This window comes from Streptomyces sp. NPDC004610 (assembly GCF_040609715.1).
Lineage (GTDB): Bacteria > Actinomycetota > Actinomycetes > Streptomycetales > Streptomycetaceae > Streptomyces.
The window spans coordinates 20,392-44,721 of the sequence record NZ_JBEXLA010000018.1; the positions used below are offsets into that span (position 1 = coordinate 20,392).

At 71.9% G+C, this 24,330-nt stretch carries 10 protein-coding genes and 1 pseudogene; 7 read left to right on the top strand and 4 right to left on the bottom strand.

Translation table 11 applies throughout. The features are described 5' to 3' along the window. The first annotated feature begins 48 nt into the window (after positions 1-48). The 5 genes and pseudogenes from ABZX40_RS20895 to ABZX40_RS20915 all read left to right on the top strand — a co-directional run. Positions 49-2,013 carry a hypothetical protein gene (locus tag ABZX40_RS20895; RefSeq protein ID WP_355740357.1) on the top strand — a complete coding sequence of 655 codons (1,965 nt, stop codon included), beginning with the start codon at positions 49-51 and terminating at the stop codon, positions 2,011-2,013. A gap of 375 nt (positions 2,014-2,388) precedes the next feature. After that, positions 2,389-3,147, top strand: a complete 759-nt coding sequence (locus ABZX40_RS20900; protein WP_355740355.1) for a hypothetical protein — start codon at positions 2,389-2,391, stop codon at positions 3,145-3,147. A gap of 51 nt (positions 3,148-3,198) precedes the next feature. Beyond that, on the top strand, positions 3,199-3,654 hold the full coding sequence (locus tag ABZX40_RS20905; RefSeq protein ID WP_355740353.1) for a hypothetical protein: 456 nt from the start codon (positions 3,199-3,201) through the stop codon (positions 3,652-3,654). Positions 3,655-3,726: 72 nt separating this feature from the next. After that, the gene (locus ABZX40_RS20910; protein WP_355740351.1) at positions 3,727-4,635 is read left to right on the top strand and encodes a transposase family protein; all 909 of its coding nucleotides are present in this window, start codon (positions 3,727-3,729) and stop codon (positions 4,633-4,635) included. 240 nt (positions 4,636-4,875) lie between these two features. Further along, a pseudogene (locus ABZX40_RS20915) lies at positions 4,876-4,920 on the top strand (hypothetical protein); the annotation flags it as partial. A gap of 438 nt (positions 4,921-5,358) precedes the next feature. Here the strand turns inward: ABZX40_RS20915 and ABZX40_RS20920 are convergent. Together ABZX40_RS20920 and ABZX40_RS20925 are read right to left on the bottom strand one after the other, a co-directional pair. Next, a complete protein-coding gene (locus ABZX40_RS20920; RefSeq protein ID WP_355740349.1) occupies positions 5,359-6,051 on the bottom strand; it encodes a restriction endonuclease in 693 nt (230 codons plus the stop codon). Positions 6,052-6,356: 305 nt separating this feature from the next. Further along, complete coding sequence (locus ABZX40_RS20925) at positions 6,357-7,943, bottom strand: glycosyltransferase family 39 protein (RefSeq protein ID WP_355740347.1); 1,587 nt, start codon at positions 7,941-7,943, stop codon at positions 6,357-6,359. Between the two features lie 128 nt (positions 7,944-8,071). Between ABZX40_RS20925 and ABZX40_RS20930 the strand changes: the two genes are divergently transcribed. Then, complete coding sequence (locus tag ABZX40_RS20930) at positions 8,072-8,752, top strand: response regulator transcription factor (RefSeq protein WP_355740345.1); 681 nt, start codon at positions 8,072-8,074, stop codon at positions 8,750-8,752. 105 nt (positions 8,753-8,857) lie between these two features. Then, positions 8,858-10,438: a HAMP domain-containing sensor histidine kinase gene (locus ABZX40_RS20935; protein ID WP_355740343.1), complete on the top strand. Its 1,581-nt coding sequence runs from the start codon at positions 8,858-8,860 to the stop codon at positions 10,436-10,438. Between the two features lie 69 nt (positions 10,439-10,507). On the opposite strand, the gene ABZX40_RS20940 is transcribed toward ABZX40_RS20935, so the two are convergent. Together ABZX40_RS20940 and ABZX40_RS20945 are read right to left on the bottom strand one after the other, a co-directional pair. Next, on the bottom strand, positions 10,508-11,473 hold the full coding sequence (locus tag ABZX40_RS20940; protein ID WP_355740396.1) for a 4-hydroxy-3-methylbut-2-enyl diphosphate reductase: 966 nt from the start codon (positions 11,471-11,473) through the stop codon (positions 10,508-10,510). A gap of 294 nt (positions 11,474-11,767) precedes the next feature. Next, complete coding sequence (locus ABZX40_RS20945) at positions 11,768-24,313, bottom strand: hypothetical protein (RefSeq protein WP_355740341.1); 12,546 nt, start codon at positions 24,311-24,313, stop codon at positions 11,768-11,770. Positions 24,314-24,330: the final 17 nt, after the last annotated feature.

Genomic DNA, 24,330 nt, shown 5'->3' on the forward strand with positions numbered 1-24,330 from the left:
GGGGGGCCGAAGTTCGAATGGATCAGGAAGTCCACCCTCTACCTCTACGTGGCACAGAACGACGATCCGGTCGGCAACAACTGGGAGACCGTTGCGAACCTCCTTCTCTGCATCGGTCATCTGGCCCGCGACAACGCACGTCCCGTCGACATCGACTTCGGCGCCTGGGAGCAGTCCTGGGTCCGGCTCCGCGATGCGCGACCGCCCCGGACATGGGAGCAACCGCAGACGGCACGGATGACGCCGAGTCTGGCGGCGGACAGCTGGATCGGAGGATGGGACGGAGCCGGTGACACCGTGCTCATGCATGCGTCGGCGCGGGAGTTCTCCGTCTGGCCCTCGGGGCATGAATGGCTGGACTCGCTGGCGCAGTCCGTCGCCCAGCTCAGCGAGGCATCCCAGCACGCGGTTGCCAGGGAGGCCGCGGAGCGGCTTGTCGCCGGGGCGACCGAGAAGTTCGGCAGGACCGACCCCAAGTCGCTCGCGGCCCGGCACTCGCTCGCCTTCTGGACCGGCCAGAGCGGCCGGATCCGGCGCGCGCTTGAGCTGACCTCCCAGCTGCGGGTCGACTGCCGGGAACACCTGGGCGCCCACCACATCCTGACCCGGCTGGCCGTGCTGCGCGAGGCGTGGTGGACCGGCCACCTGGGGCAGTGGCGCCCGGCCAACCGGCTGTACGCCGAAGCGGTCCGTGCGGAGGCCGCCCGGCCGGACCGCGACCAGTCGGTCTGGCTGCTCGCGCGCTGGGGCATGGCACGCACCGGAGGCCGATCGGGCAACCTGACGCACGCGCACACCGAACTGGAGGAACTGCTCCCGAGCGTGATCGAAGCCTTCGGGCAGGACCACCCGATGACGCTCGACGCCAGTGCCGCCCACGCGCGGGCCGTCGGGCAGGCGGGGTATCCCGACACCGCACACGCTCTGCTCAAGGAACTTCTCGACCGGACCGACACCGCGCTGCGGCCCGATCACCCCACGGCCTTCCGGATCCGCATCGCCTTCGCCAGCTCGGCTCTCCATTGCGGCGCCGTCGACCAGGCCCTCTCCCTGGCCTCCACTGTTCGTACGCAGTGTGCGACGGTCCTCGGGCCGGACCACCGCATCAGTATCAACGCTGCCGAGACCGAGGCGCTCTGCCACTTCGAGAGAGCGGACAACGACGCGGCACTGGCATCCTTCCACGACACCCTGGAGCGCCGAGTGCGCTGCCTGGGGCCCCGGCATCCCCACACGTTGCAGACGGAGTCCAACTACCTGGTGGTCCAGAGCGCGGTTGAGGGGCCGACGGAATCCACCGTCGACCGCTTCTCCCACCTCTACGCAGAGTCGGCCGGCCTGCTGGGGTCGGGGCATCCGGACACTCTTCGGATCCGGGTGAATCTGATCATCGCTCTCCTGTCCGTTCGAGGCCCCGCCGAAGCACATGATCACTGCCTTGACACCGTGGACCTTCTCCACCAGGTGCTGGGGGCCGGGCACCCGGACTCAGCGGCTGCCGGGGCGCTCCTGGAGAGCATCGAGCTGAAACTCGAAGACACCCGTGAACTCCGCGAGCCTCCGCCCTACTACCGGTTCTCCGGCGGCGGCAACGATGAGGGCATGAGTGACCGCGACCTGAAGTGCAATGTCGTTCCGGTGAGTTGGCCTTCGGCGGCGCAGGCCGATGTCAGCGACCCGGCTGGGCGGGAGGGCAGGGACGACGGCCCCGCCAGTTCGGGCATGGACGGATTCGCGATCCTGCGAACGGTCGCCTCGATGCCGGTCAGCACGTGGAGTTACCGGGGCGAGGAACACGTCCGGCACCTCGGCCCGATGGCACAGGACTGGCACGCGGAACTCGGAATCGGCCCCGACGATCGGTCCATTCACCTGGTCGACGCCAACGGCGTCTCTCTCGTCGCCGTCCAGGCCCTCTTCCGCCTCGTGGAAGGCCTCACGGCCGAAGTACGGGAGTTGAGGGAACGCCTCGACAGCACCGGCTCCTCGAATCCCCCTCGTCCCATGCACTGATGGTGGCTGGCGGGGCCGCGGGGCGTGCCCATCCGCAGGGCCGCCCACGGACGTCTCCGCCGCCTCGAAGAGATGCCTGTGCGCCGTCACGGGGTGCGGGCCCGGGGTGAGGATACGGATGGCGGCCGGACACGCCCCGGTGCGGGCCCGATGCAGGGCGGGGATCAGCCCGGTGCGCACCAGTGAGCCTCCGCCAACTTGAAGTCGCCGGTCAATGGGCTGGTGTGACCGATGCCCGGGGTACTCGCCCTGGTCGTAGGCGGGAGTCTGTGGGGAAGATCGTCCGCCAAGGGGTGGTTCGCGGCTCCATGCCGGTTCCGTCGATGGCGCTCGGCTGTTTCATTCGGATCTTGCGAGGCTTGTCATACTGCCCGGATGGATACGCAAGGCGTGGAGGCGGCACGGCGTTGGCTGGCTGATCAGGGCATCTACCAGGTACGCGATGGGTGGGTGAGCGACGAAAAGCCGGACGTGCTGCTCACCGCCAACCAAGTGGCTCATTCTCGGGCCGGCGATGTGTTCGCCGAGGACCTGAATGCAGCCGACCAGGTGCGGTTGGCCTTCGGGCTGCTGGATCTCCTCGACGATTACTGGGTCACGTGCGAGATCCGGTTCGCGGACGAGAGCGCGGAGGGCCCCCTGCCGGCCGACGTGCTGTGGGACGGCTACCGCCAGCGGCTGGAGGCGGACCGGGACGTCGAGGCCGTTACCTACTCGCTGTGGGTGGACTGGTTCGAGGACCACACCACTTCCGCGAGAGCCTTCGCCGAGGTCCTCGGAAAGGACATCGACCGGGTAGTGGCCGAGCGATCGGAGGCCCTGCTCCGCCGGGCACATCGGGTTCTGGAGTGTTCGGGACCGGTGCGCTGGACGGTGAAGGAGCCGGCATACCGCACCGCCGCGCGGCTTCCCGCTCTGCACCCGGCCGTCTTCCGCAGCCTCCTGGCGAGCTTCCACGACGTCTACGGCGACCTGGAACCTGCCGCCGCACTGGCCCTCCTCGACCAGCTTAATCTTCCCACGGACACTCAGTACCTTGCCGCCCTGCGCCACGTACTTGCCGCAGGGCACAACAACCACTACCGCAGTCCCGGTGCCTGGGACGATGCGGTTCACTCCTGCTCAGGTAGCTGAACTATCCGATTCCTGCTCCCTACCGATCGGCTACCTTCTACGATCCGGTGCATGCTGGATCCCGAGCTGCTGGAACGGATCACCGCGCCGCGTGCGCAACTGGACGAACTCGAAAAGCAGCTGGTCAAACAGCTGGCGGAAGTGCGGGCCGAGCGGGACGAACTCGCCGTCGCCGAACGCGTCCTTGAACGGATGACCGGACAGCTCGCCGAGGAACGCGCCCAGGCTGCGCCGATGCCAGGGCAGGTGGGCGGCCGGGCGGTGATGCTGATCCCGCACCGCGAACCGGGCATGGAGGAGGACTCGCTTCCATGGGACTACCAGCGCATCATTGCCGCCGTGCGGCAGGCCGCCGGACCGGTCATGGCCCGCGAGGTCGGCGAGGTAGTGGGAGTGGATGTCAGCGTGAGGGCCAAGCTGGAACCGCTGCGCAGCAAGCTGGTCCGACTCGTCGATCGCGGCTGGCTGCGGAAACTGCCCGACGGCCGGTTCACCACCCGCCTGTGACTGCGGACGCCGACACCCGGAGCGGTGGGGCGCGGGCGTAACCGGGGTGTCCCCGGAGGCCGTTGGAAATGGGTGACGAAAACCAAAAAGCACGCCGAGGACACCTGCCCGCTTGTCTACCAGTGCCGCCTGCCGCTGTCCACGCGGACCGTCAACCACCTCGCCGATCTGCTGCGACGTCACCTGAAAGTGATCCGGTCCCGGTGGCGGATCCTGCCGCCCGGGAAGATCGCGGTGATCGTCCTGGCCGTGCTGCGTCATGACCAGCGCCTGGCCGACATGGCCGGCGGCAACGACGTGTCGGAGTCCACCGTCCGTCGCTGGCGCGACGAGCTGATCGGACTGCTCGCCGCCCAGGCCCCGCGCCTGGACCGCGCCCTGAAGAAGGTCGCCAAGAAGGGCGGGGAGGTGGTCCTGATCGACGGCACTCTCATCGCCACCCAGCGCCGCACCGGAAAAGCCGACCGGCGGAACTACTCCGGAAAACATCACCATCACGGCCTGCACTTCCTCGCCCTGACCGACGAGCGGGGCCGGCTGATCTGGATATCCGCCGCCAGGCCTGGCCGCACCCACGACAACACCGCCGCCCGCCAGGACCACGTCCTGGCCCACCTGCGCGCCGCCGGCCTCGGGGCCCTGGCGGACCTCGGCTTCCGCGGCCTGGACAACGACATCCACGACCCCGTGATCGTCACCGGCTTCCACGCCAGCCGCACCCACAAGCTCACCCCCGGCGAGAAGACCGCCAACCGCGTCCTCGCCGTCGGACGCGCCCCGGTCGAACACGGCTTCGCCCACCTCAAGAACTGGCGGATCCTCACCAAGCTCCGCACCGCCCCCACCCGCGCCACCCAACTCCTGCGCGCCCTGCTCGTTCTGACGAACCTCGAAGTCAACCGCTCACAGACGATCTACTCCGCAGACAGCCGCCCACGACCAGCACGAGTACCCCGAGAACCGGTCACACCAGCCCTTTGAACTGCGACTTCAAGTTGGAGGAAACTCACTCCCCGAACGGGATGCGCGCCACACCGGCCCGGTGCACATCCCGTTCGGGGAGTGGGGCGGGGACACCAGGTGTGCTACGCCGTCGTTATGCGTTGACCTTCGCGGAGCGGGCGGTGCGGCGACAATGCCGGGCTTTCACTGGATCAAAGCACGGGGTGCGAGATTACCGGCAGCGTTGCCGGGCGGGTCCTCTCGGTGCTGGACGCGTTCGTGGGCGCGCCGGGCACGCTGCGTCTGACGGAGATCGTCGGCCGGACCACCGGGCTGCCGGTGCCGACCGCGCCGCGGATGGTGCGGGAGCTGGTCGCGTGGGGCGGGGCTGGAGCGGGCGGCCGATGGCTCCTACCGTCTGGGCACCCGGCTCCGCGCCCTCGGCGCCGCGGCTCCCTGCCCGCGCGGTCTGCTCGGCCGCTCGCTCCCCGCCCTCCGCGTGCTCGGCCCCCGCATCGTCGGCCACGCGGACATTGCGGTTTCCTCGGACGGTGCGGCCCTGTGCCTGGTCAGCGGCGAACGTCTGCCCACGACCGCATCGACGCCCCCCCCTGCGCGACGCGGCCCGCGTCATCGGCCAGGGGCGCGCCGACCCACCGCGATAGGCGCCCTGGCCAGCGGCGACGAGTGGCCGCCCCGCTCCCCCGCCCCCAGGGGCCCACTCCCCGAACCCTCAGGAGGCATGGCCGACGACCCCCCTCCTCAACGCGGGCGCCCCCGACCCGTGCCGCCGCCGCTTCCGTTCAGCGGGATCAGGGTCTCCAGATGAGCGCCTCTGACCCAGGAGCCGAGCAGGTCGCGGTGCAGGGCCACGATGTCCTGGCGCAGCGCCAGACCCAGTGCGCCTCTGGTGAAGGTGCGGCTGGTGGTGACGAACAGCGCGACATCCGCGCCGTGCTCGGGGCGGGCGGTGCCGACGAACTTCTGCATGTCGTGGGAGGGCACGCTCCGGTGCGGCGCGTTCTTCTTGCACTGGACGACGAGCTTGCGGCCGTCGGCGAGATAGCCGACGACATCAGCGCCCAGGTCTCCGGCCTTGCCGGTGACGGCGACCTTGGTGCAGCCGTCCCGGCGGCACAGTTCGGCGACGTACATCTCGAACTCCTGCCACGACAGCGCGTCGACCTCGGCCATCGACAACTCCCGTGCCCTGGCCTCCTCCCGTGCCCGCCACACCCGGTCCTGGCCGACCGCGCGCCGGTGTGCCCGGAACAGTACCCACCCGGTCCCGCCCACCACCACCGTGGCGAGCACCGCCACCAGGACGGGCCACACCAGCGCCCAGTTCCCGGCCGTCCACACCACACCGGCCACCAGCGCCAGCGCGCCCCAGCCCTGCAACTGTCGGCGCGTCCGCTTGCTCAACCGCCGACGCCGTCGACGACGTGCCGCCATCACTCCCCCGCTCCCCGGACCGGCTTCCCGCTGGAGGCGTCGGCGCGCGCTGCCCGGATCCCGCGTGTGGAGGGGATCTCGGCCAGGGCATCACCACGCCGGGACGGCAACCCGCCACCCCGGTCTCTCTGTGTAGCCGGGCGTCGGCGATGGTGGAGGCCAGTTGCCGACAATTGACACAAAGTCATCGGGCCTGGCCGAAAAGCCCTGCGATCTGCTACCGGTCAGCGATACGTCGCCGACCGAGCGCCTACCCGGAGCGGCCACGGCAACGGCAACCGCTCTGGCTATGGCTATGGCTATGGCTATGGAATGGCTATGGCGAGGGGAGGACGATACGGCCCGTCACCCCACCCCCTCCCACCCCTCCCACCCCGAACCACCGCACCCCCACCGGCCGTCCGAGACGAGTCGCCGTCATCCCGGACATAGAGACTGACACGCCCCCCATTGACATGAGTTGTCCCGGACTCGCGAAAGTGCCGCCGCAGAACGTCCGCCTTCGCCTCCTCCCGCGGATCGGCCGGCACATGCACCCCCGCCGGATCACGGACCACGACGATGCGGTCGAACTCCAGCATCCGGGCCGCGATGTCCCCGGCGGGAACCTCCACACCTGCGAGCGTGTTCGACGAAGCGGGGTCCCGTGCCAGGGCCAGATCCGTGAGGCGGCGTGTGTCCTCGGGGTTGGCCGCGGTCCAGGCCCGGTGCTTGCCGGAGAGATAGAGGAGCCCATCACCAGGACGGCCCTCCTTCCGTATGGCGGCGCCGATCGCGGTGGCGTCGTTGCTCCGGCTCTCGGGCGTCCTCAGTGACAGGCTCGGCGGGACGAGCGCGGCCAGTGCGGCGACCGCCACGATCCACACGAGTGGGGACGACCGCCGCTGTCGCTCGAAGCGAGCCAGCCACGCGCCCACCTGCAGCGCGCATCCGACACTGCTGTAGAGCACGTACCGGTCGACGAACAGCGGCTTGACCGGCGAGGCGATCAGCAGCAGAAGTCCCGGAAGCACAAGGAGCGGGACAGCCAGCGCGGTGAGGCGTACGGGGCCCCTCGCCCCCAGGCGCGGTCGGGCGCACGCCACGCCCACGATCGTCATGGCGAGCACGCCGGGGAGCCGCACCGGGCCCCCGATCCAGGCCACCTGCTCCGACTGACCCGCACTGACGACCGCCAGCGGCAACAGCCCGGCCGCGACACCCCCTGCGGCCACACTCCACGCCCTCAGCACCGGCCGTGGAACACGGGAGACGACCAGGGTGACACCGTGGGCCACCAGGGCGAGGACCGCGAACTGGTGGAGCAGACAGGCCAGCAGCATCGTGGAGCCATAGACCGCCCACCGCCACCGGGCGCACCGCGGGATGCTGACGACGAGTGCGTAGGTGGCCCAGGTGACCAGGGCGCAGACCAGGGCGTAGGAGCGGCCCTCCTGCGCGTACTTCTGCACCTGGGGAAGGAGGGGAAACACCAGTCCGGCCAGCAGCCCGGCACGGGGCCCCGCCAGGCGCAGCCCCAGAAGCCCGACCCCGCTCGCCGCCATGGACATCGCCAGCACCGACGGCAGCCGCAAGGTCAGCAGTCCCGCGCCGAAGAGAGCGAAGATCTCGTGTGTCATGGCGTAGTGGAGGGCGTGGACCAGATCGACCGGCTGGGCGGTGAGCCATATCTGGGAGAGGTCGCGCCGGGCGAGTTGGTAGGTGACGGCCTCGTCGCCCCACAAGGTGTTCTTCCTGCGGATGCCCCAGAGTCCCAGGGCGATCGTGAGCGCCGGCGGGGCGATGACGACCACGGCTCGGGCCGTGATCGGGGAGGGTCGGCGGGCGGGATCGGGTGGGGAGGCGGCTGCCACCGCCACGGTGGCGGTGGGTACACGGGCATCGACGGACATCGGTGACAGGGCCTTTCAGCTGCGGCGACAACGCTCCGCCAGCGTGCCGGGACCTCGTTGACCGGACGCTGATCCAACCTGACCGGCCGATCAGGAAGGTGGGCCCGCGCTGTGCGAAGCTGCTCCGCATGCGCATCCTGGTGGTCGAAGACGAGGTGGATCTTGCCCATACCCTGCACACCGGCCTGACCGCCGAGGGCTACAGCGTCGACCTCGCCCATGACGGACGGCAGGGGCTGTGGATGGCCCGGACCGGCGAATACGCCCTGGTCGTACTGGACTTGATGCTGCCGGGACTCAATGGCTACAAGGTCTGCGCCCAGCTCCGCCGGGAGGGCAACGCGACCCCCATCCTGGTCCTCACCGCCAAGGACGGGGACTGGGATCAGGCGGAGGCCCTGGACACCGGGGCCGATGACTACCTCGCCAAGCCCTTCTCGTACATGGTGCTCGTCGCACGGCTGCGGGCGCTGGTCAGACGGGCCGCCACGGTCGCCCCGCCCGTCCTGGCCGTGGGTGACCTCTCGCTGGATGTCGCCGGGCGGGTCTGCCGCCGGGCGGGGACCCGGGTGGACCTCACCCCCAGGGAGTTCGCCGTCCTGGAACTGCTGGCCCGGCGTGCGGGTCAGGCGGTCTCGAAGTCGGATCTGCTCTATCACGCGTGGCCCGACGAAGCCTGCGATCCCCATCTGGTGGAGGCGCGGGTCAGCGCCCTCCGCAAGAAGGTGGACGGCGCGTTCCAGCGGCAGTCCCTACAGACCGTACGGGGTACCGGATACCGGCTGGTGGACGACCGTGAACGCGACTGAGCCGCGACGCCGTTGGTGGGCGTTCGTGATAACGCCCCTGAGCCGCGACGCCGCCGGTGGACGATCGTGAACGCCGCTGGGACACGACGCCGCTGGTGGCCGACCGTGAACGCCCCTGCGCCGCGGCGCCGCTGGTGGCCGCGTTCGGTGCGCGCCCGCGCGGCCCTGACCGCCGCCGCGACCGCAGCCGTCGTCCTGACCGGCATCGGCTGGTGGGTGCACCACCACATCTACCGGGAGGGCACGCGGATCACCGAGGGACAGGCCGAGCAGCAGCTCTGGTCCCTTGTGGATCAGCTGAACGAGGGTGTGATTCCCGAGCGCAGAAGCTCCGTGCTGCCGTACGAGGTCGTCGCGACCGGGCGGCAGACCGCGGTCGCCTTCGGCGGCGGCATGGACGACTTCGATCCCGGCACCCGCCATGTGCTGCCCGCGCCCACGGAGTCCAGGGAGACCGGCGAGACCACGGAGTCCGGGGAGTCCAGGGAGACCGGCGAGACCATGGAGTCCAGGGAGTCCAGGGAGTCCAGGGAGACCGGCGAGTCCATGGACTCCGGGGGCCTTGTGATTCGGCCCGTCCGTGTACCGGTGCGCCCGGACCAGCCCCGGGACCGGTTCGACATGGCGGGCGAGACCTTCATGGTGATGTCCTCCGACATCGGTGCCGGTGAGCTGAGCGGCGACGAGGCCGCGGCCCTGGGGGTCGCTCCCGATGCCACGCTGCGGGTCCATGTGGTGATGCTCCCGCACGCGGCCGAGGCCCTCACCAGCGCCACGGACCGGCTGCTGCTGAGGGCCGGGCTCGTCAGCCTGGTGCTGATCGCCGCCATCGCCTACTTCGCCGTCCGGATCGCGCTGCGGCCGGTCGAGGCCATCCGCGTGCTGACCGCCTCGGTCACCCCGAGCGACCCCCGCGAACGTGTCACCGTCCCCGCCACGGGACATGAGATCACCGCCCTGGCCACCACCCTCAACACCACCCTCCAGCGCCTCGACCACGCCGCCGCCCGGCAACGCCGCTTCGTCGCCGACGCCGCCCACGAACTCCGCAGCCCCCTCACCACACTCCTGGCCAGCCTGGAGGTCGCCCTCGCCTACCCGGAACGCACCGACTGGCCCGCCGCGGCCACCACCGCGGCCCGCCAGACCCGCCGCCTCCAGGCCCTCGCCGAGGATCTGCTGCTCCTCGCCCGCCTCGACACCCGCGCTCCCGCAACCGGCGCCGAGTCCGTCGACCTGACGGCTCTCGCGGTGCGGCGGGCCGAGCAACACCCCCTCGGCGAGCGACCGTTGACCCTCACCTGCGACAGCACCGGCCCGGCAGCACTCGTCCACGGCGACCCCGACGCGTACGAACGGCTGCTGCGCAATCTCATCGACAACGCCGTCCGCCACGCCGCGCATCGGGTCCAGATCACCATCCGGGACGAGGACGCCTGGGTCGTGCTCACCGTGCACGACGACGGACCGGGCGTGCCCGCCGAGGACGCCGAGCGGGTCTTCGAGCGCTTTGTGCGGCTGGACGACGCCCGCTCCCGCGACCGGGGCGGCACCGGCCTGGGCCTCGCCATCGCCCGCGACCTGGCCCACCGCCATGGAGGCACCCTCGCCCTCACCCCCCCCCGGACCCTCGGGGCATGCTTCCGGCTGCGCCTGCCCCGGGACCCCGCCCCGCCCGGCACCTGACCGAGCCCGGCTGCCGATCGCCGAGAAGGGGGGTGCCGTGGATGCAGCCCTGGTGTCGCCGTCGACCGGTCAGGCGCTCTCCGGGTCCAGCAGCTCACGGGGGAGGGTGAAGCGCTGGGTCTCCGTCCGTTCGGCGGGCTGGGTTTCGATCCGGTCGTAGCCGTGCCGGGCCAGGTGGGCGAGGAGATCCTGGACCAGGATCTCGGGGGCCGACGCGCCGCTGGTGACGCCGATGGTGTCGACGCCGGTCAGCCAGGTCTCGTCCAGGTCGTCGGCGCCGTCGATGAGATGGGCGCCCCTGGCGCCGTGGCGCAGTCCGACCGTGACCAGTTCCGAGGAGTTGTGGGAGGTGCGGGAGCCGACGACGAGCAGGAGATCGCAGTGCGGGGCCATGTTCCGAACGGCGGTCTGGCGGTTCTGGGCGGCGTAGCAGATGTCGTCGCTGGGCGGGCTGACCAGGTGGGGGAAGCGCTGTTCGAGCCGGGCCACGGTCGCGGCGGTCTCGTCCACCGACAGGGTCGTCTGGGACAGCCAGGCCACCTTGTGGGGGTCGCGGACGTCCAGCGCGGTGACGTCCTCGGTGCCGGTGACCAGATGGATGCGGTCGGGGGCCTCGCCGGTCGTGCCGACGATCTCGTCGTGGCCCTCCTGGCCGATGAGGAGGATGTCGTAGCCCTCGGCGGCGAAGCGGCGGGCCTCGTGGTGGACCTTGGTGACCAGGGGGCAGGTCGCGTCGATGGTGGCGAGCCCGTGGCGGGCCGCCTGTTCGTGGACGACCGGGGCGACACCGTGGGCGGACAGCACCAGGACCGAGCCGGGCGGGACGTCCGCGACCTCCTCCACGAAGACCGCGCCCCGCTCCTCCAGGGCCCGGACGACATGGTGGTTGTGGACGATGTGGCGGCGGACGTAGACCGGGGAGCCGTGGCGTTCCAGGGCCACCTCCACGGTGCGCACGGCACGGTCCACTCCGGCGCAGAAGCCTCGGGGGGAGGCCAGCAGGACACGGCGGACGCCGTCACGTCCGCGGTTCAGGAGTTCCGCCGCGGGCGGGGCGGGGAGTCCGCGCGGGGGTGTTTCTGAGGGAGTGCCATGGGGCGAGTCCGGGCATATGCCTTGGGGTGCTGCCATGGGGATGTTCACGTTCATGTCGCTTCGTGCCCGTCTGTCGTGCCGGTGGCGGCGCATCGGGGGGATCTCCGCACGGAAGCACGGGACTGGCCGGAAACGAACCCAGGCGAACGCGACCTCTGCCCGAGCGGGCAGGGAGAGTGCGCGTTCGGTCAGCCCGGCGCGCGCCGGGCGATCACCCCTCGGGCGGGCCCGCCCCTACCCCTCTCCGTCCTCCGGTGCCGGTTCCTCGATCAGCGGGGCGGTCTCCGCTCGGATGCGTTCGACGTACTCCACGCCGCGCCTCATGACCTCGACCGAGACCTCGTCGGGGATCCCCATGAGCTGCACCACCCGGAAGAACTCCGCCCCGGTGACATGCCCGGTGAGCAGGCCCGTGTTGAGGGCGCGGAGGAAACGGAGGGTCTGTTTCATCGCGTCCTTGGTCGACACATTGAGGATCACCGGGGCGTAGCGCTCGGAGTACTGGATCCGCTCGTCCAGGGACCCGCCGGGGGACAGCGCCTCGATGGCCAGGAACGCGGCGACCTGCTGTGGTGAGTCGGCCTCCGACAGGCGCTGCCACGCGGCGATGACCTCCTCGGCGGTGACCTGGATCCCCCGCTCCGACAGGATCCGCCCGGCCTGCGCCATGCCTGTCTGGCGGGCGGTGCGGTCGAACTCGGCACCGTCGGGCAGCGGCTGTCCGGGGAAGGCGTCCCTGTGCATCGTCTCCAGCCTGGTCCGGACGGTCCGGTAGATGACGTCGATCATCGGGAGGAACGCGCTCACCCCGTTGTCCATATGGGTGATGAACGGCTGGAGGGCCGATTCCCAGGCGAAGTCCGCGCCGGTCGCCCTGCTGATCGCGTCGGCGACCGAGGTGATGCCGTCGTTGCTGAGGAGGTCTTCGAGGTTCTCCCGGGCGACCAGTGTCCCGCCAGGTTTCCGCTTGTCGGGCCGGGCGTCGCTGTCGATGGCGCCGATACGGTTCCCGGCCCCCTCCGCCGGGTCGAAGAGGATGTTGGAGAGGCTGACCCCGGAGCGGCCCATGCGGTCGTCGTTGCCCAGCCAGGTGTCCAGCACCAGCAGCCGGCCGAGCTGCCGTACCGATAGCTCGTCCTCGACCAGGGACCGGAGGGTGTCATGGTCGAGATCCTCCAGGGGCACCCCGCTCAGCGGCTCCATCACCAGGTAGGTCTGGTGGAAGCCGCCGGTGATCTCGTCCTTGAGGTCGTCTCCGAGTCCCTCCATCGCGGTGATGCGGCGGCGCAGTTCGGCGCCCTCCGGGGTGCCGAAGGTGTGGACGCTGCTGCGCGGGGTGCGGATGTCACCGACCAGCCGGATGATGTTGTCCGCGTGGAGCGCGCGCTCGCCCTCCTCCTCGGGGAACACCTTCACGTACACCGCGCTGCCCGTGGCGTCGTCCGTCAGTCTGAAGGCGCGCTGCTGGTACTCGTTGGTGACCGTCATCGCGTCGGGCCAGCTCAGCGGTGAGGTCAGATACAGCGGAAGGTCGGCGGGGCCGGGGCCGTGGTCGGGTGAGAGCACCTGGAACACCTCTTCACCCCGGCTCGGACCGGGCGTGGGTGAGTGCTCGCTCTCCTCGCGGTCGCGGCGCCAGTCCACCCGCTCGGCCTCCGCGTTCCAGACACCGGTACGGTTCTCGACCCGGTCGTGGACCCTCATGACGGCCCCCTTGTCCACCTGGCCGACGAAGGCCACCCAGGGTTGCTTGGTGACGCTCAGTCCGAAGGGCAGCTCACCCCTGCGGTACAGCTCGTCCAGGGTCAGGTTGAGGTCGATGACCTCGGGGTCGGTGTTGCGGGACACGTCGATCTCGTAGCGGTAGCGGCTGATGTCGAGCAGCAGGTCCTCGTTGCTCGTGGCGATGAGGAACTGGGAGCTGCGGTGGGTCAGGGCGTGGTAGAGGAGCGGGACGGAGACACCCTCCTGGGTCCGCAGTCCGTCCGTGAACACGGTTTCGGGCCGGGCGTCCGAGTAGTGCCAGACGGGTTTGTCCGGCACGGTCACCGTGAACTCGGTCCTCTCGTCCGCCGGATGGAGCAGGGAGTAGTCCACCGCCGGGCGGTCCCCCTGGGGTGACCGCACCGGGTACTCGTCCCCGGTGGACGGGGCGCGGCGCGCGTCGCCGCCGCCGGGCGCGAGGTACGGCGAGAGGATGTCGGCCAGCTGCCGCAGATGGTCCGGGACCAGGACGAACGAGGGGTTCGCAGCGCCGAGGGGCGCGCGGCCCATCACACTTGGCTGGTCGCTCGGGATGCTGCCGCGCCCGCCGGGGGTCAGCAGGTAGCGCGGGGAGACCGTGTCGTCGCGGACGCCGAGGCCGTGGACGATCTCATGGACATGGGCGGCAGCGGCAACGTCCGTGTACCAGACGTCCTGGACCATGTCGGGGTGCTCCGGGTCCGGTTCGCCGTCGCGGACCTCGACCGTGGTGTGCGCCGACTGCGGGGTGGTGACGAAGTCGACCTCGACCCGCAGGACCGGGCCGCGCGGCGACCGCGTACCGTCGGCCGACGGGGCGCGGCGGACATCGCCCTGGAGCACCGGCAGCCGGTGCTCATGACGGTTGATCACCTCGTCCAGGGCATCGTGGACGGAGTCCCGGAGATGGTCGAGGGCCTGTTCCGGGACGCCGGGAGCGTGCAGGTAGACCCGCTGGACGAGGGTCAGCTCACCGTCCGGTAGGCCCTCGCGCTCGTGCCAGGTCCAGGTGTAGGCGACCTTCGTCAGCTCGCCGCGGCCCGCGGGGTCGGGCCAGCGCCCGTCCCTCGGGGACGGGACGCCGGTCCGGTCCTGCCGGTACGGAATCCAGCGGTCCGTGTCCACGTCACCGGCACCGCGCAGCACGCCCGGCCGTCCCGGACGCGGTGCGGGCCGCTCCGTGAGGGGGCGGTGGGCGTCCGGTCCCGGGGGGTTGTCGTCGTGGTCGCGGATCCGGGACGGCGTGCCCGGGTCGGCGACGACCGGTGTCGGCGTGCCGGGCAGCGTCGTCGTCCCGAGGTCCTCCCGCTCGGTCGGGCGGACGGCGCCGGGGGTGTTCTGAGAGGACGGTGTGTCATGCGGCGGCCGTGCGTACGGCGTCAGGACGTCGGCGATCTGCCGGAGGTGATCGGGAGTCAGGACCGGTCCGTCCGGGGGGACGTCCTCGGGGAGGGGACCCATCAGGCTGGGTTCGCCGTCGGTGACGGGTGCCGGATCGCTCCGGTCGTCGCGGACGCCGAGGCCGTGGACGATCTCATGGGCGTACGCGACCGGATGCACCGACGTGTGCCAGACGTTCTGCACCATGTGCCGCTCCCGCGCGGGTTTCCCGGGGCGCAGCACGACCTCGTCGTGCGCCGACTCGGTGCCGGTCACGAACTCGGCCCGGACCCGCAGTACGGGTCCCTCGGCGCGGCTTCCGGACGCCGTGTCCGGGTGGAACGCGGGGAGCCGGTACCGGCGGGCGTCGACCACCGTCTCCAGCGCCAGGCGCACCCCGTCGCGGACGCGTTCCGCTTCCTGGGGGGTGACTTCCGACTCGTCCAGGCGGATGCGCCGGGTCAGCACGAGGACACCGGGGTCGGCGGGGTCCGTGCGCTCCCACGACCACCGGTAGCCGACCTCGATCCGCTCGCCGGGTGCCAGGGCCCGGCGGGCGCCGGGTGTGCGGTCCGGGGCGCCGCGCCCTTCGGCGTCCGTGCCGCGCAGCGGCGACCACCGGTCGGTGCGGACCTCGCCCTCGGTGCGCAGGGGTGCGGGGCCGGACCTGCCCTGATCCCTCTCCGGCGTGCCGCGCACACCCAGTGCCTCGCGTACATGTGCGGCCCAGTCGTCCCCGTCGGCCCGGTCGGTTCCGCGCAGCGCCGCGCGGTAGTCGATCGACGGCCTGACCTCGAAGGCACGTTCGGTGGGCCGGGGGTGCCGCTCGGCGATCACCTGGGACATGGCTGTGCCCAGTCGGGGGCCGCCGTGGTGCAGGGCGAGGGCGGTGGCACCGAGCAGGTGGTCCGTCGCGGCCGTCCCGGCGTCGTCGTCCTGGGTGGCCGGGAGCTTCAGGAGCGGCCGGGCCCGGTCGACGATGTCGGCGGGGAGGAGTTCCACGGCGTGGGACAGGACGTCGGCGCCCTCCGCGCGCAGCCGGTTCCCGGCGTCGAGGAGAGCGGCGGCGAGGGTGCGGGCCCGGTCGTCCCCGGCGCCGGACCGCGCCGGAAGGGACTTCAGGTCCGCCAGCGCCGTCTCGTAGGCGCGGATGGTTCCGGCCAGGGAATGGGCCCGGTTCACGGCGTCCCGTTCGCCGGAGAGCGGAGCGGGCACGGGGGGACCGGCCTCGGTGGAGGGTCCCGGCATCTTGCCGCGGCCGAGGATGCCGACCAGGTCCTCGGAGCGGCGGAGTTCCGCGTTGGCCGCCACTGTTTTTTTCTCCGGCGGAGCGGCGTCGGTGTTGACGCCGCTCCAGACGTAGTCGTTCCCCACGCGGCGCGGGGCCTTGGCGTACACCAGGGTGTCGACTCTGCCGTCGGCGGCCAGGGTGTACATGACGGCGACGCCCTTGCGTCCTCCGTCGAGGTGGGCGTGGAGCTGGCTGTTGATCTTCCGGGCCGGGGTTTTCTCCCGGATGCCGTCGCCCGATTGCGCGAGCCGGTCGATGACCTCGCGCTGGGCGGCGGTGAACTGCTCCTCGGGTGTGCCCTGGGTGTAGACGATGCGGCCGGACAGTTCCCAGGTCGCCCACCGGTCGGCGCGGAAGCGCGTCAGCCGGTCCGTCCGGCGCTGCTCCTCCGCGGCGCGTTCATCGCTCAGGCGCTCGGCCCCGGTGCGCCAGGTGTGGTGCGCGGCGGTGCGCAGGGCGCCCCGCTGGGTGGGATGGCCGACGGAGAAGTCGATGCTTCCCAGATACTGCTCAAAGGCCCGTTCGAAGGAGGCGTCCCGTCCTCCCGGTGCCTCGGTGTCCGGCAGGGTGGCGAGGTGGCCGGCGAAGAGGTAGCGGTGCAGGCGTTCGGGGTGCCGGGCGAGTTCCTCCGCCACGGCCGGCATCGCGTGGAGCAGGGGCAGCAGTTCGGCGTGCCGGGTGAGGGCGTCGGCGAGGCGGGCTCGGTGCTCGCCCGCCAGCAGGTCCGTGATCTCCTCGGGCCACCGCTCGGCCGGGGCGGGCGCGGGGGCCGCCTGCTCGGTCCCGGCCGCCTGGGTGGCGTCGTCCGGCCCCTGCGCCGGTGCGGCGGCATCGAGGGCCGGGCCGGTCGTCCGCTGGGGCGCGGTGGGGCGGGAGGGACCGGCCGGGTACACCGCGTCCCGGGCGTCCAGTACGTCCAGCAGGGCGGACGGCGGAGCGGTGAGGAGGTCGCCGAGGCCGGAGGTCCTGATGACGCGGCGCACGCCCTTCCCGAACAAGGGGTCGGTGGCGGCCCTGGTCTGCCAGTCCGGGCGGCTCAGGAACGCCCGCGCGAACTCGCGGTCCCCCGCCAGCAGGGCGGCGACATCGCGCCTGGTCAGTGCCCGGCGCAGGGTCGCCATGCCGTCGGTGTCCAGGGGGAGGTCCGCTCGGACGAGGGTCTCGCCGAGTGCCTCGTGGCGGATCAGCGTCCGCCGCAGCGGGCCGGTCGGGTGGGTGCCCAGCGCGGGGTGCCGTTCGACGACCGGCCACAGGGCGGAGCGTTCGGACGCGTCGTCGATCAGGGTCCGGTTGTCCCGTACGGCCTCCAGCAGCGGTGGGGTGTCACGGAAGCGTGCGATCAGTTCGGGGCGGGCCAGCAGCAGCGGGGCGAAGCCGCGCAGCCCCGCCACCGCGTCACGCATCTCGGCGTTCTCGGCGAGGATGTCCACGGTCTCCGGCCGCTCCTCGACCAGCCGGAGCACATCCGGGGTCAGCAGACCGGCACGCCGGTGGTCGTCCGCCTCGGTCAGCGCGGTCACGAACCGGGGCAGGCTCAGCACGGTCGCCAGCACCTCGGGCCGCAGCAGCCGGCCGTGCAGTGCGGGGTCGCGTTCCAGGAGGTCCAGCAGCGGGCGCTGGTCCATCAGCTGCCCGAAGGTGTCCTGTGCCCCGGCGCTCTCGGGCCGTTCGGCGAGTGCCCTGGCCACGGTGGGCAGACCGTCCAGGGTCTCGGCGAGCTGGGGACGCAGGGCCACCGCCAGCAGCCGTCCGGGACTCGCGAGGACGGCGCGCACCACGGCCTCGGAGCGCAGCAGGTGGACACGGTCGTCACGGTCGCGGCGGACGAACAGGTCCGCCGTCTGGGGGGCGGCGACGAAGACGGCCATCAGTCCATCGACATCGGTCACCGCCCGCGCGGCCGGTTCGCTGTGCTGGAGCAGGGTCAGCACGGACCGGGTGGCCTGCCCGGGCGGCAACGTCATCAGCGCGCTGTTCTGACTGTGGTAGGCCGTCAGAAAGGCCGGGTTGTCCCGTACGGCCCGCACGAAGGTCTCGTCGTAGGCCCTCCGGTACGGCTCGTCGTGGTCCCGGAACGCCGAGAACGCCGCGTCGTTGACGGTGAGCAGCCGCGGCAGGCCCTCGGTCTCGGCCACCCGGCGCAGCAGTTGAGGGGTGCTCCGGAACGTGTCGAGCAGGGAGGGCCTGGTGCGCAGCAGGGTCAGCATGGCGGGCTGGGTGAGGACGGCCTGTGCCAGATAGGAGTGGCCCCGGACCGCCGCCGCCAGCGGTCCGCGTTCCTGGTCGAGGATCGCGGCGGTGCGGGTGATGGCGAGCCATTCGTCGAGTTCGCCGATGCCCTCGATGGCGAGGATGCGTCCCTGGAGGCCGAGTTCCTCGTTGTCACCGGTCCGCGCGCCGATCATGTCGTTCACCCGGGTGATGACCGGTGCCAGGTCCGGTCGCAGTTCCAGGCCGTCCTCGGTGATCGTCCGTCGGCCGCCCGCCGCCCTGACGGCCTGGAGCAGCCGGGCGGGCCGGGAGTCGCCGTCGTCGCCCGCCGCCGTCGGCCCGGCGAGCGTGTCGAACCGCTGGGGGTCCTTCTTCCACGCCGCGGTGAATCCGACGCGGGAGATGGCCTCGCGCAGGGTCTCGGGCCGGGCGAGCAGGGCCCGTGCGGCCGGGCTGTCGGCGCGCTCGACGAGGGTCCGCAGGAGTTCCCCGTCCTGGAGCAGCCTGATCCAGTGCGCCATCGGCAGGATGTCGACGTAGGGTTCCAGCCGGGTCAGTACCTGGCCCGCGCCGCGTACGTTCCGGCCGATGCGCGTCCACTCGCCCGGGGCGACGTCGTAGGTGAAGGGCAGGTGCCGGTAGACGATCCCCAGCAGTGTGGGGTGCTGGCGCAGCAGGTCCGTCGCATCGGGGCGGATGCGGTCGAGTTGCACCAGGGCCGGCTGCCGCAGCAGCGCCATCGGCAGCCAGGGGTCGCCGTACGGGTAGGTGAACCCCGGTGAGTCGAAGGGCCGCAGGTCGTTGAGGGCCACATTGGTCGCGACAGGGTCCTGGTACAGCGATTCGGCCAGGGCGGGGTCGCGCACCATCTGGAATCCCAGCAGGGGCCAGAAGTGCTGCTGCGCCATCCAGGAGGTGAACGGGTGCCGCGCGGCCAGGCGCCGGGAGGCCAGGATGACCCGGTCGTCGCCGTACACGGCCAGCCTGCGCGCCGGGGTGAGAGCGGCCCGCCGCAGTTCGTGGGGGAGGCGCACGGATTCCGGATGGCGAGCGAGGGCCCGCAGGTACAGGACGTCGTCGACGAGCGCCGTACGCACCGCCTGGTCGCGCAGGGCCACCGCGATGGCCGGATTCACCCCGTTCAGGAAGGTGAGCAGTTGCTGCGGGGACGCCTGCGCGGCCACGTCCTGCTGCATGGGCCGGCCGATGACGGCACCTCGGGACGGGTCGGTCGTGGCGGTGATCGCCGCCAGCAGCCGGTCGTCGTCGGTGATGCCGTCGTAGCGCCGCGGATCGTGGGAGAGCGCCGCCGCCACCGCGTTGTTGCGCACGGCGGCCATGATGAGGTCGTACCGCTGGAGCAGGCGCAGCGCGAAGCCGGGGACGGTCTCCAGCACATCCCTGAGTTCCGGGGTTCCGGCGACCTCCAGCAGTTCGAGGTTGCCCTCGTGGGTGAGGGCCAGCTCCATCAGTTCCGGCCGGTCCAGGAGCAGCCCCAGCTGGCCGGGGAAGCGGCGCAGGGCGTCCCTGAGGCCGGCGTCGCCCAGGATGCGGCCGTAGAACTCGCGGCTGTGCCGGCCGTCGCCGTTCAGCTGGGACTGGAGGGCGGTCCGGATCCTGCCGTCCCGGCCCAGCTCCCACAGGGTGGCGACGGGGTCGGGCTGGGCCAGCAGGGCCGCGGTCAGGTTCTCGTCGCGGGCGAGGACCGGGACAAGGCTGGCGCCGATCGTGGTGGCCTCACGGACGAGGTCCAGCCTGCCGTCCAGATACACGAGCAGATGGGAGTGGCCGAAGACAGCCGTCCGCACGCCCATGTCGTTCTCCAGTTCCACGGCCACGCCGGGACGGCCGAGGACCTCCGCGACCCTCCTGGTGTCCCCCGCTCCATGCCACTCCGGGGGCGCGGACACAAGGGCGTCCAGCACCGCGGGGACCCCGTCCAGCACCTCCACGAGGTGCGGCGCCGCGACGAGGTAGTCGCGCAGTACGTTGTGGGTGGCCAGGGTGTAGAAGACCTCGGGGTGCGCCAGCAGTTGCTCCCACACCTGGTCCTGGACCGGTTTGGCGAGGCCGCGTACCCAGGCGGCGGTCTCCACGACCGCTCCGGTGTTCACGCCGTCCGGCAGGGTGGCGCGCTCCAGCACGGCGGTGGCGGTCTCGGCGAGCCGGGTCGCGTCGGCCCGGCGGCCCCGCCCCGCCAACGTCTGGGCCTGCCTCTGCACCTCCTGCCGGGTCTGCTCGGAGACGGTGTGGACGGGTGGGCCGGACGCCGGTTCCGGCGCCGGGGAGGCCGCCGAGTCGTGGGATTCCTGCCGGGGGGCGGGGTTCTGGACGGCTCCCCGGTTCTTCGCTTTCCGGGCGCCGCCCTTCAGTCCGAGGCCGTCGGGGGCGGCGACCCGGGTGGCCATCCACCGGCCGACCTCGGTCAGGGTCCGGCCCGCGGCCGGGGTCCAGTTCTCCTCCAGATCCTTCAGACGACGGGCCACCGCCGCGTCGTTCAGGTCGCCGCCGGTCCACCGCAGGTCGTGCAGGCGCAGGTTGACCTCGGCGCGGAGCTCCGCGGGGGTGAAGGTCCAGGGGTGGTCGCGGCCGGGGGGTTGGGTGGGGGCCCCGGGGGCCTGGGCGGTGGCGGGGAGCGGGTGGGAGGAGGAAGGGGAGGGGGAGGGGGTGAGGGTGGGGTCGGTGATGGTGGCGGGGAGGGGTTGGGTGGCGACGGGGAGCGGTTCCGTGGCCGTGGCGAGGGGTTCGGTGGCGTCAGGGAGCGGTTCGGTGGCCGTGGCGAGAGGTTCGGTGGCCACGGGGATGCGGACGGGTCCCTTCTGCGTTCCGGGGCGGGGGGTGAAGTGGAGGCCGTCACGGTCGACGCGCAGGGCGTAGAGGGTGGCGTCCGGCCGCACCGCGCCGGTCGGGTCCGGCAGACGGCCGATCCAGCCGGTACGGCCGTGGATGACGGTCCCGGTGCCGGTGTGGACGAAGTGGCCGCCGACGGTGCTCCACTCCCCCGGCGGTACGCGCTCGCCGTCCGGCCGCAGGAGGGTGCCGTCCGGCGCCGCCTCGTAGCGGTGGGAGGCCGTCCCGTCGAGGGCGGTGAGCCGGTACGCGGGTGCCGGGCCGGAGGCGGTGGTGGGGGTGACGCGTTCCGGGGGGCGGGGCGGGGGGACGGCATCGGCCCCGGCCGTGTCCCGCGCCCCCGGGTCGGCGTCCTCGGTGACCGGGCGCGGGGTGGGCGGCGCCCAGGCGACTCCGCCGTCCCGGGGGTCCCGGGGGCCGGGCGCGTCGTTCCCGGGGGCCTCGGCCGGGTCATGGACCAGCGGATGCCGCATCGCCGTCCCCTCGGTGCCGACCAACGGCATCGTGGGGTCGGTGATCGCGCCGTCCGGGTCGATCAGCACGGCACGCGTCCCGAGGGGCTCGCCGAGCGGCAGCAGCGTGCGCACCCGCCCGTCGGACCGGTCGGACTGCATCTCCACCCAGCGCAGTCCCTCGTCCGCCCGGTGCAGCGCGTACGCGTGTTCCGTGCCGCTCGGACTCCGGGTGAGCACCAGCGCGGTGGACCCCGGGCCGAGGTGATCGAGGCCGTCCACCAGCGTGTCCCAGGAGGTGACCGTCCCCCAGCCGGGACCCGGCGCCGGTCGCGCGTTGGTGGGCCGGGTCCCGCTGACTGCGTCGTCGCCGGGCATGGGGGTGGGTGTGGCGCGGACGAAGGGGGTGCCCTCCGCGGCCGGGTACAGGCGCTGGTTCAGATGCGCCAGCAGCAGCGGGCCCTCGACCGGGCTCGACGGCGGCACCCTGCCGCTGTGGGGATCCCGGAGCGCGTCGGACGCGTCCCGGCGCGCGTCATCGACGGCCAGGTCCACGGCGCTCGACAGGCGCCGCTCGCCGAAGTCGGCGCCGGGTGAGGACGGGGCGGTGTCGAGGTCGGTGAGGAGCGTACTGGCGGTACTGGTGGTCGTCGTCGCCGAGTGGTCGGTGTCGGAGCTGGTGACGCTGGATGTCTCCAGGTCCGGAACGGGAGCCGGGGACACCGTCGCGGGGTCCGCGAAGGGGTCGCGCGCCCGGTCGGTGCTGTCGCCCAGCGGGTTGTCCGTGGACCGCGACCCACCGGCCCGGTCACCGGGGTCCTGCCTGGCCGCCGCGCCGGACTCCCCCGGGGCGGGGACCGTCGGATGCGGCGACGCCGACACCACAGGCGGCGCCGACACCACAGGCGGCGCTGGCACCACAGGCGGCGCCGACACCACGGGCAGCGCTGGCACCACAGGCGGCACCGGAACAACCACCGGCGGCACCGGTACGCCCGTCCGCTCCGGCCGGGTGGGCGCGTCCTGCCCCCTCTCCCCCACCGTCTCCACGGTCGCCACCGTCGGCGGCGGCACATCACCCACCCGCTCCCCCGGGGTGAGCGTCGGCATGGCGAACCGCGCGACCTCACTCGCGTCGTCGCCGGTCAGCCAGTCGTCGACCCGCCCACCGGTCCCACCGGTCCCCCCGATCCCACCGGGACTGCCGACCCCACCGACCCCGCCGGGAACGCCGCCACCCGTGACGAGCGTCCTCATGTCGATGTTCCCGGCGTTGCCCCCACCCGTGTTCACCGGGGCCGGACCCGGGGCGGGGGTGCCGGTGCGGTCCGGGGCGGCAACGGTCCCGTCGTCCGTGCTCATCATGGACAACAGGGGAGCCTTCTCAAGGGCCAGGTCGAGATCACCCACCTTGAACGTGCCCGCGAGCCGCTGCGCGACCATGTTGAACCCGTCCGCGGCCCGCTCACTCGTCATCGACGTGAAGAACCCGCCGCCGCTGACGCTGAACTGCTTGAACGCGATGGCGTTGTAGACCATCTCGGCGACAACGCCCAGAACGCCGTCCCCCACGCCCTCCACGACGAACGCGGTGAACTTGCTCCCGAACGTCCCCGGCCCGAACAGGTCCCGCACCGTCCCGGACATCGACCGCACCACATCGTCGCCGAGCAGCGACCCGAGTCCGCCCCGCTCCAGCACCGTCCGCAGGGAATCGCCGAGATCGTCGCGGAACATGCCGGTCAGAAACGTCCCCGCCCACTGCTGGCCGAGGTTGCGGGCCCGTTCCACGCCGCCGAGGTCGTCGGCGAAACGGCGGGCGAAGACATCGCCCATGCCGTCCAAGAACGCGGGACCGATCACGGTCGGGTCCTCGTTGCGCGCCACCCGGTTCGCCGTGTCGGACACCCGGTCGGCGAAGTCCCGCGCGAACACCCCGTCGGCGGACACCGTGCCACCGCGGCCACTGGCGGTGGTCGTCGGCAGACCGTCGCCGTCGAACGGACCGGCGTTCTGATCCGGGCGCGGGCGCGGCGCCGGTGTCGGAGTGGGTGTTCCGCCGTCTCCCGCGTCGTCCGCCGCGTCCTTGACCTCGTTCCGCCCCGGCCGCCCGGCCAGGGACCGGTTGAGGCCGTCGAAGAGTTTGTCGCCGGCTCCCCGGTTCAGCCGCTTCGTCAGGTTCTGCGCCAGCCACCCCGCCCCGAACTGGATGGGAACCGCCACGAACCCGGACACCACCCCGAAGCCGACCGCCTGCGTCAGATAGGTGTTCCCCTTGGTCGTGCGCAGCCCCTGCCGTGCCAGCATCCACTGGGTCAGCCGGTCCAGCGCCACCGCCAGGCCCACCTGGAGCACCTGCTGAGTCAGGATCGCCGCCACGACCTTGAACATCAGGCTGTTCAGGATGTTCCGGTAGAACGCCCGCAGATACGCCTGCCGGATCATCGCGCCGAACGGATTCCAGATCGCCATGACGAACGTGGCCGCGAACTCCACCAGGAACATGCCCAGTTGGAGCAGGATCATCAGGTTGGTGTACTCGACCTGGTAGGCGGACTCGTCCGCGAAGAGGGCCAGTTCCTTCGCGGCGTCCCGCAGTCCCTCAAGAGCGGCGTTGCCCTCCGGGGAGGCCAGCGTCATCATCGCCTCGTAGTACGCCTCGCTGAACGCCCCGTTCGACTCCCCCGCGACCGACTGGGAGACCTTCACCAGCAGCGCCTGCACCGCCGTGATCTGCTCCACCAGTTCCCGGTGGGGCTCCACCAGATGGGCACGCATCAGCGCCGGATCCGCATCCGGCATCTGCTGTCCTGTCAAGACCAGGAACAGACCATTGAGTTCGTCCGACGCCATGATGACAGGTTAGTTTC

Excerpts from the sequence above, each read along its gene's own strand:
- ABZX40_RS20900 (WP_355740355.1), top strand. The coding sequence starts at position 2,389 with ATGGATACGCAAGGCGTGGAGGCGGCACGGCGTTGGCTGGCTGATCAG.
- ABZX40_RS20905 (WP_355740353.1), top strand. The coding sequence starts at position 3,199 with ATGCTGGATCCCGAGCTGCTGGAACGGATCACCGCGCCGCGTGCGCAA.
- ABZX40_RS20920 (WP_355740349.1), bottom strand. The coding sequence starts at position 6,051 with ATGGCGGCACGTCGTCGACGGCGTCGGCGGTTGAGCAAGCGGACGCGC.
- ABZX40_RS20925 (WP_355740347.1), bottom strand. The coding sequence starts at position 7,943 with ATGTCCGTCGATGCCCGTGTACCCACCGCCACCGTGGCGGTGGCAGCC.
- ABZX40_RS20930 (WP_355740345.1), top strand. The coding sequence starts at position 8,072 with ATGCGCATCCTGGTGGTCGAAGACGAGGTGGATCTTGCCCATACCCTG.
- ABZX40_RS20945 (WP_355740341.1), bottom strand. The coding sequence starts at position 24,313 with ATGGCGTCGGACGAACTCAATGGTCTGTTCCTGGTCTTGACAGGACAG.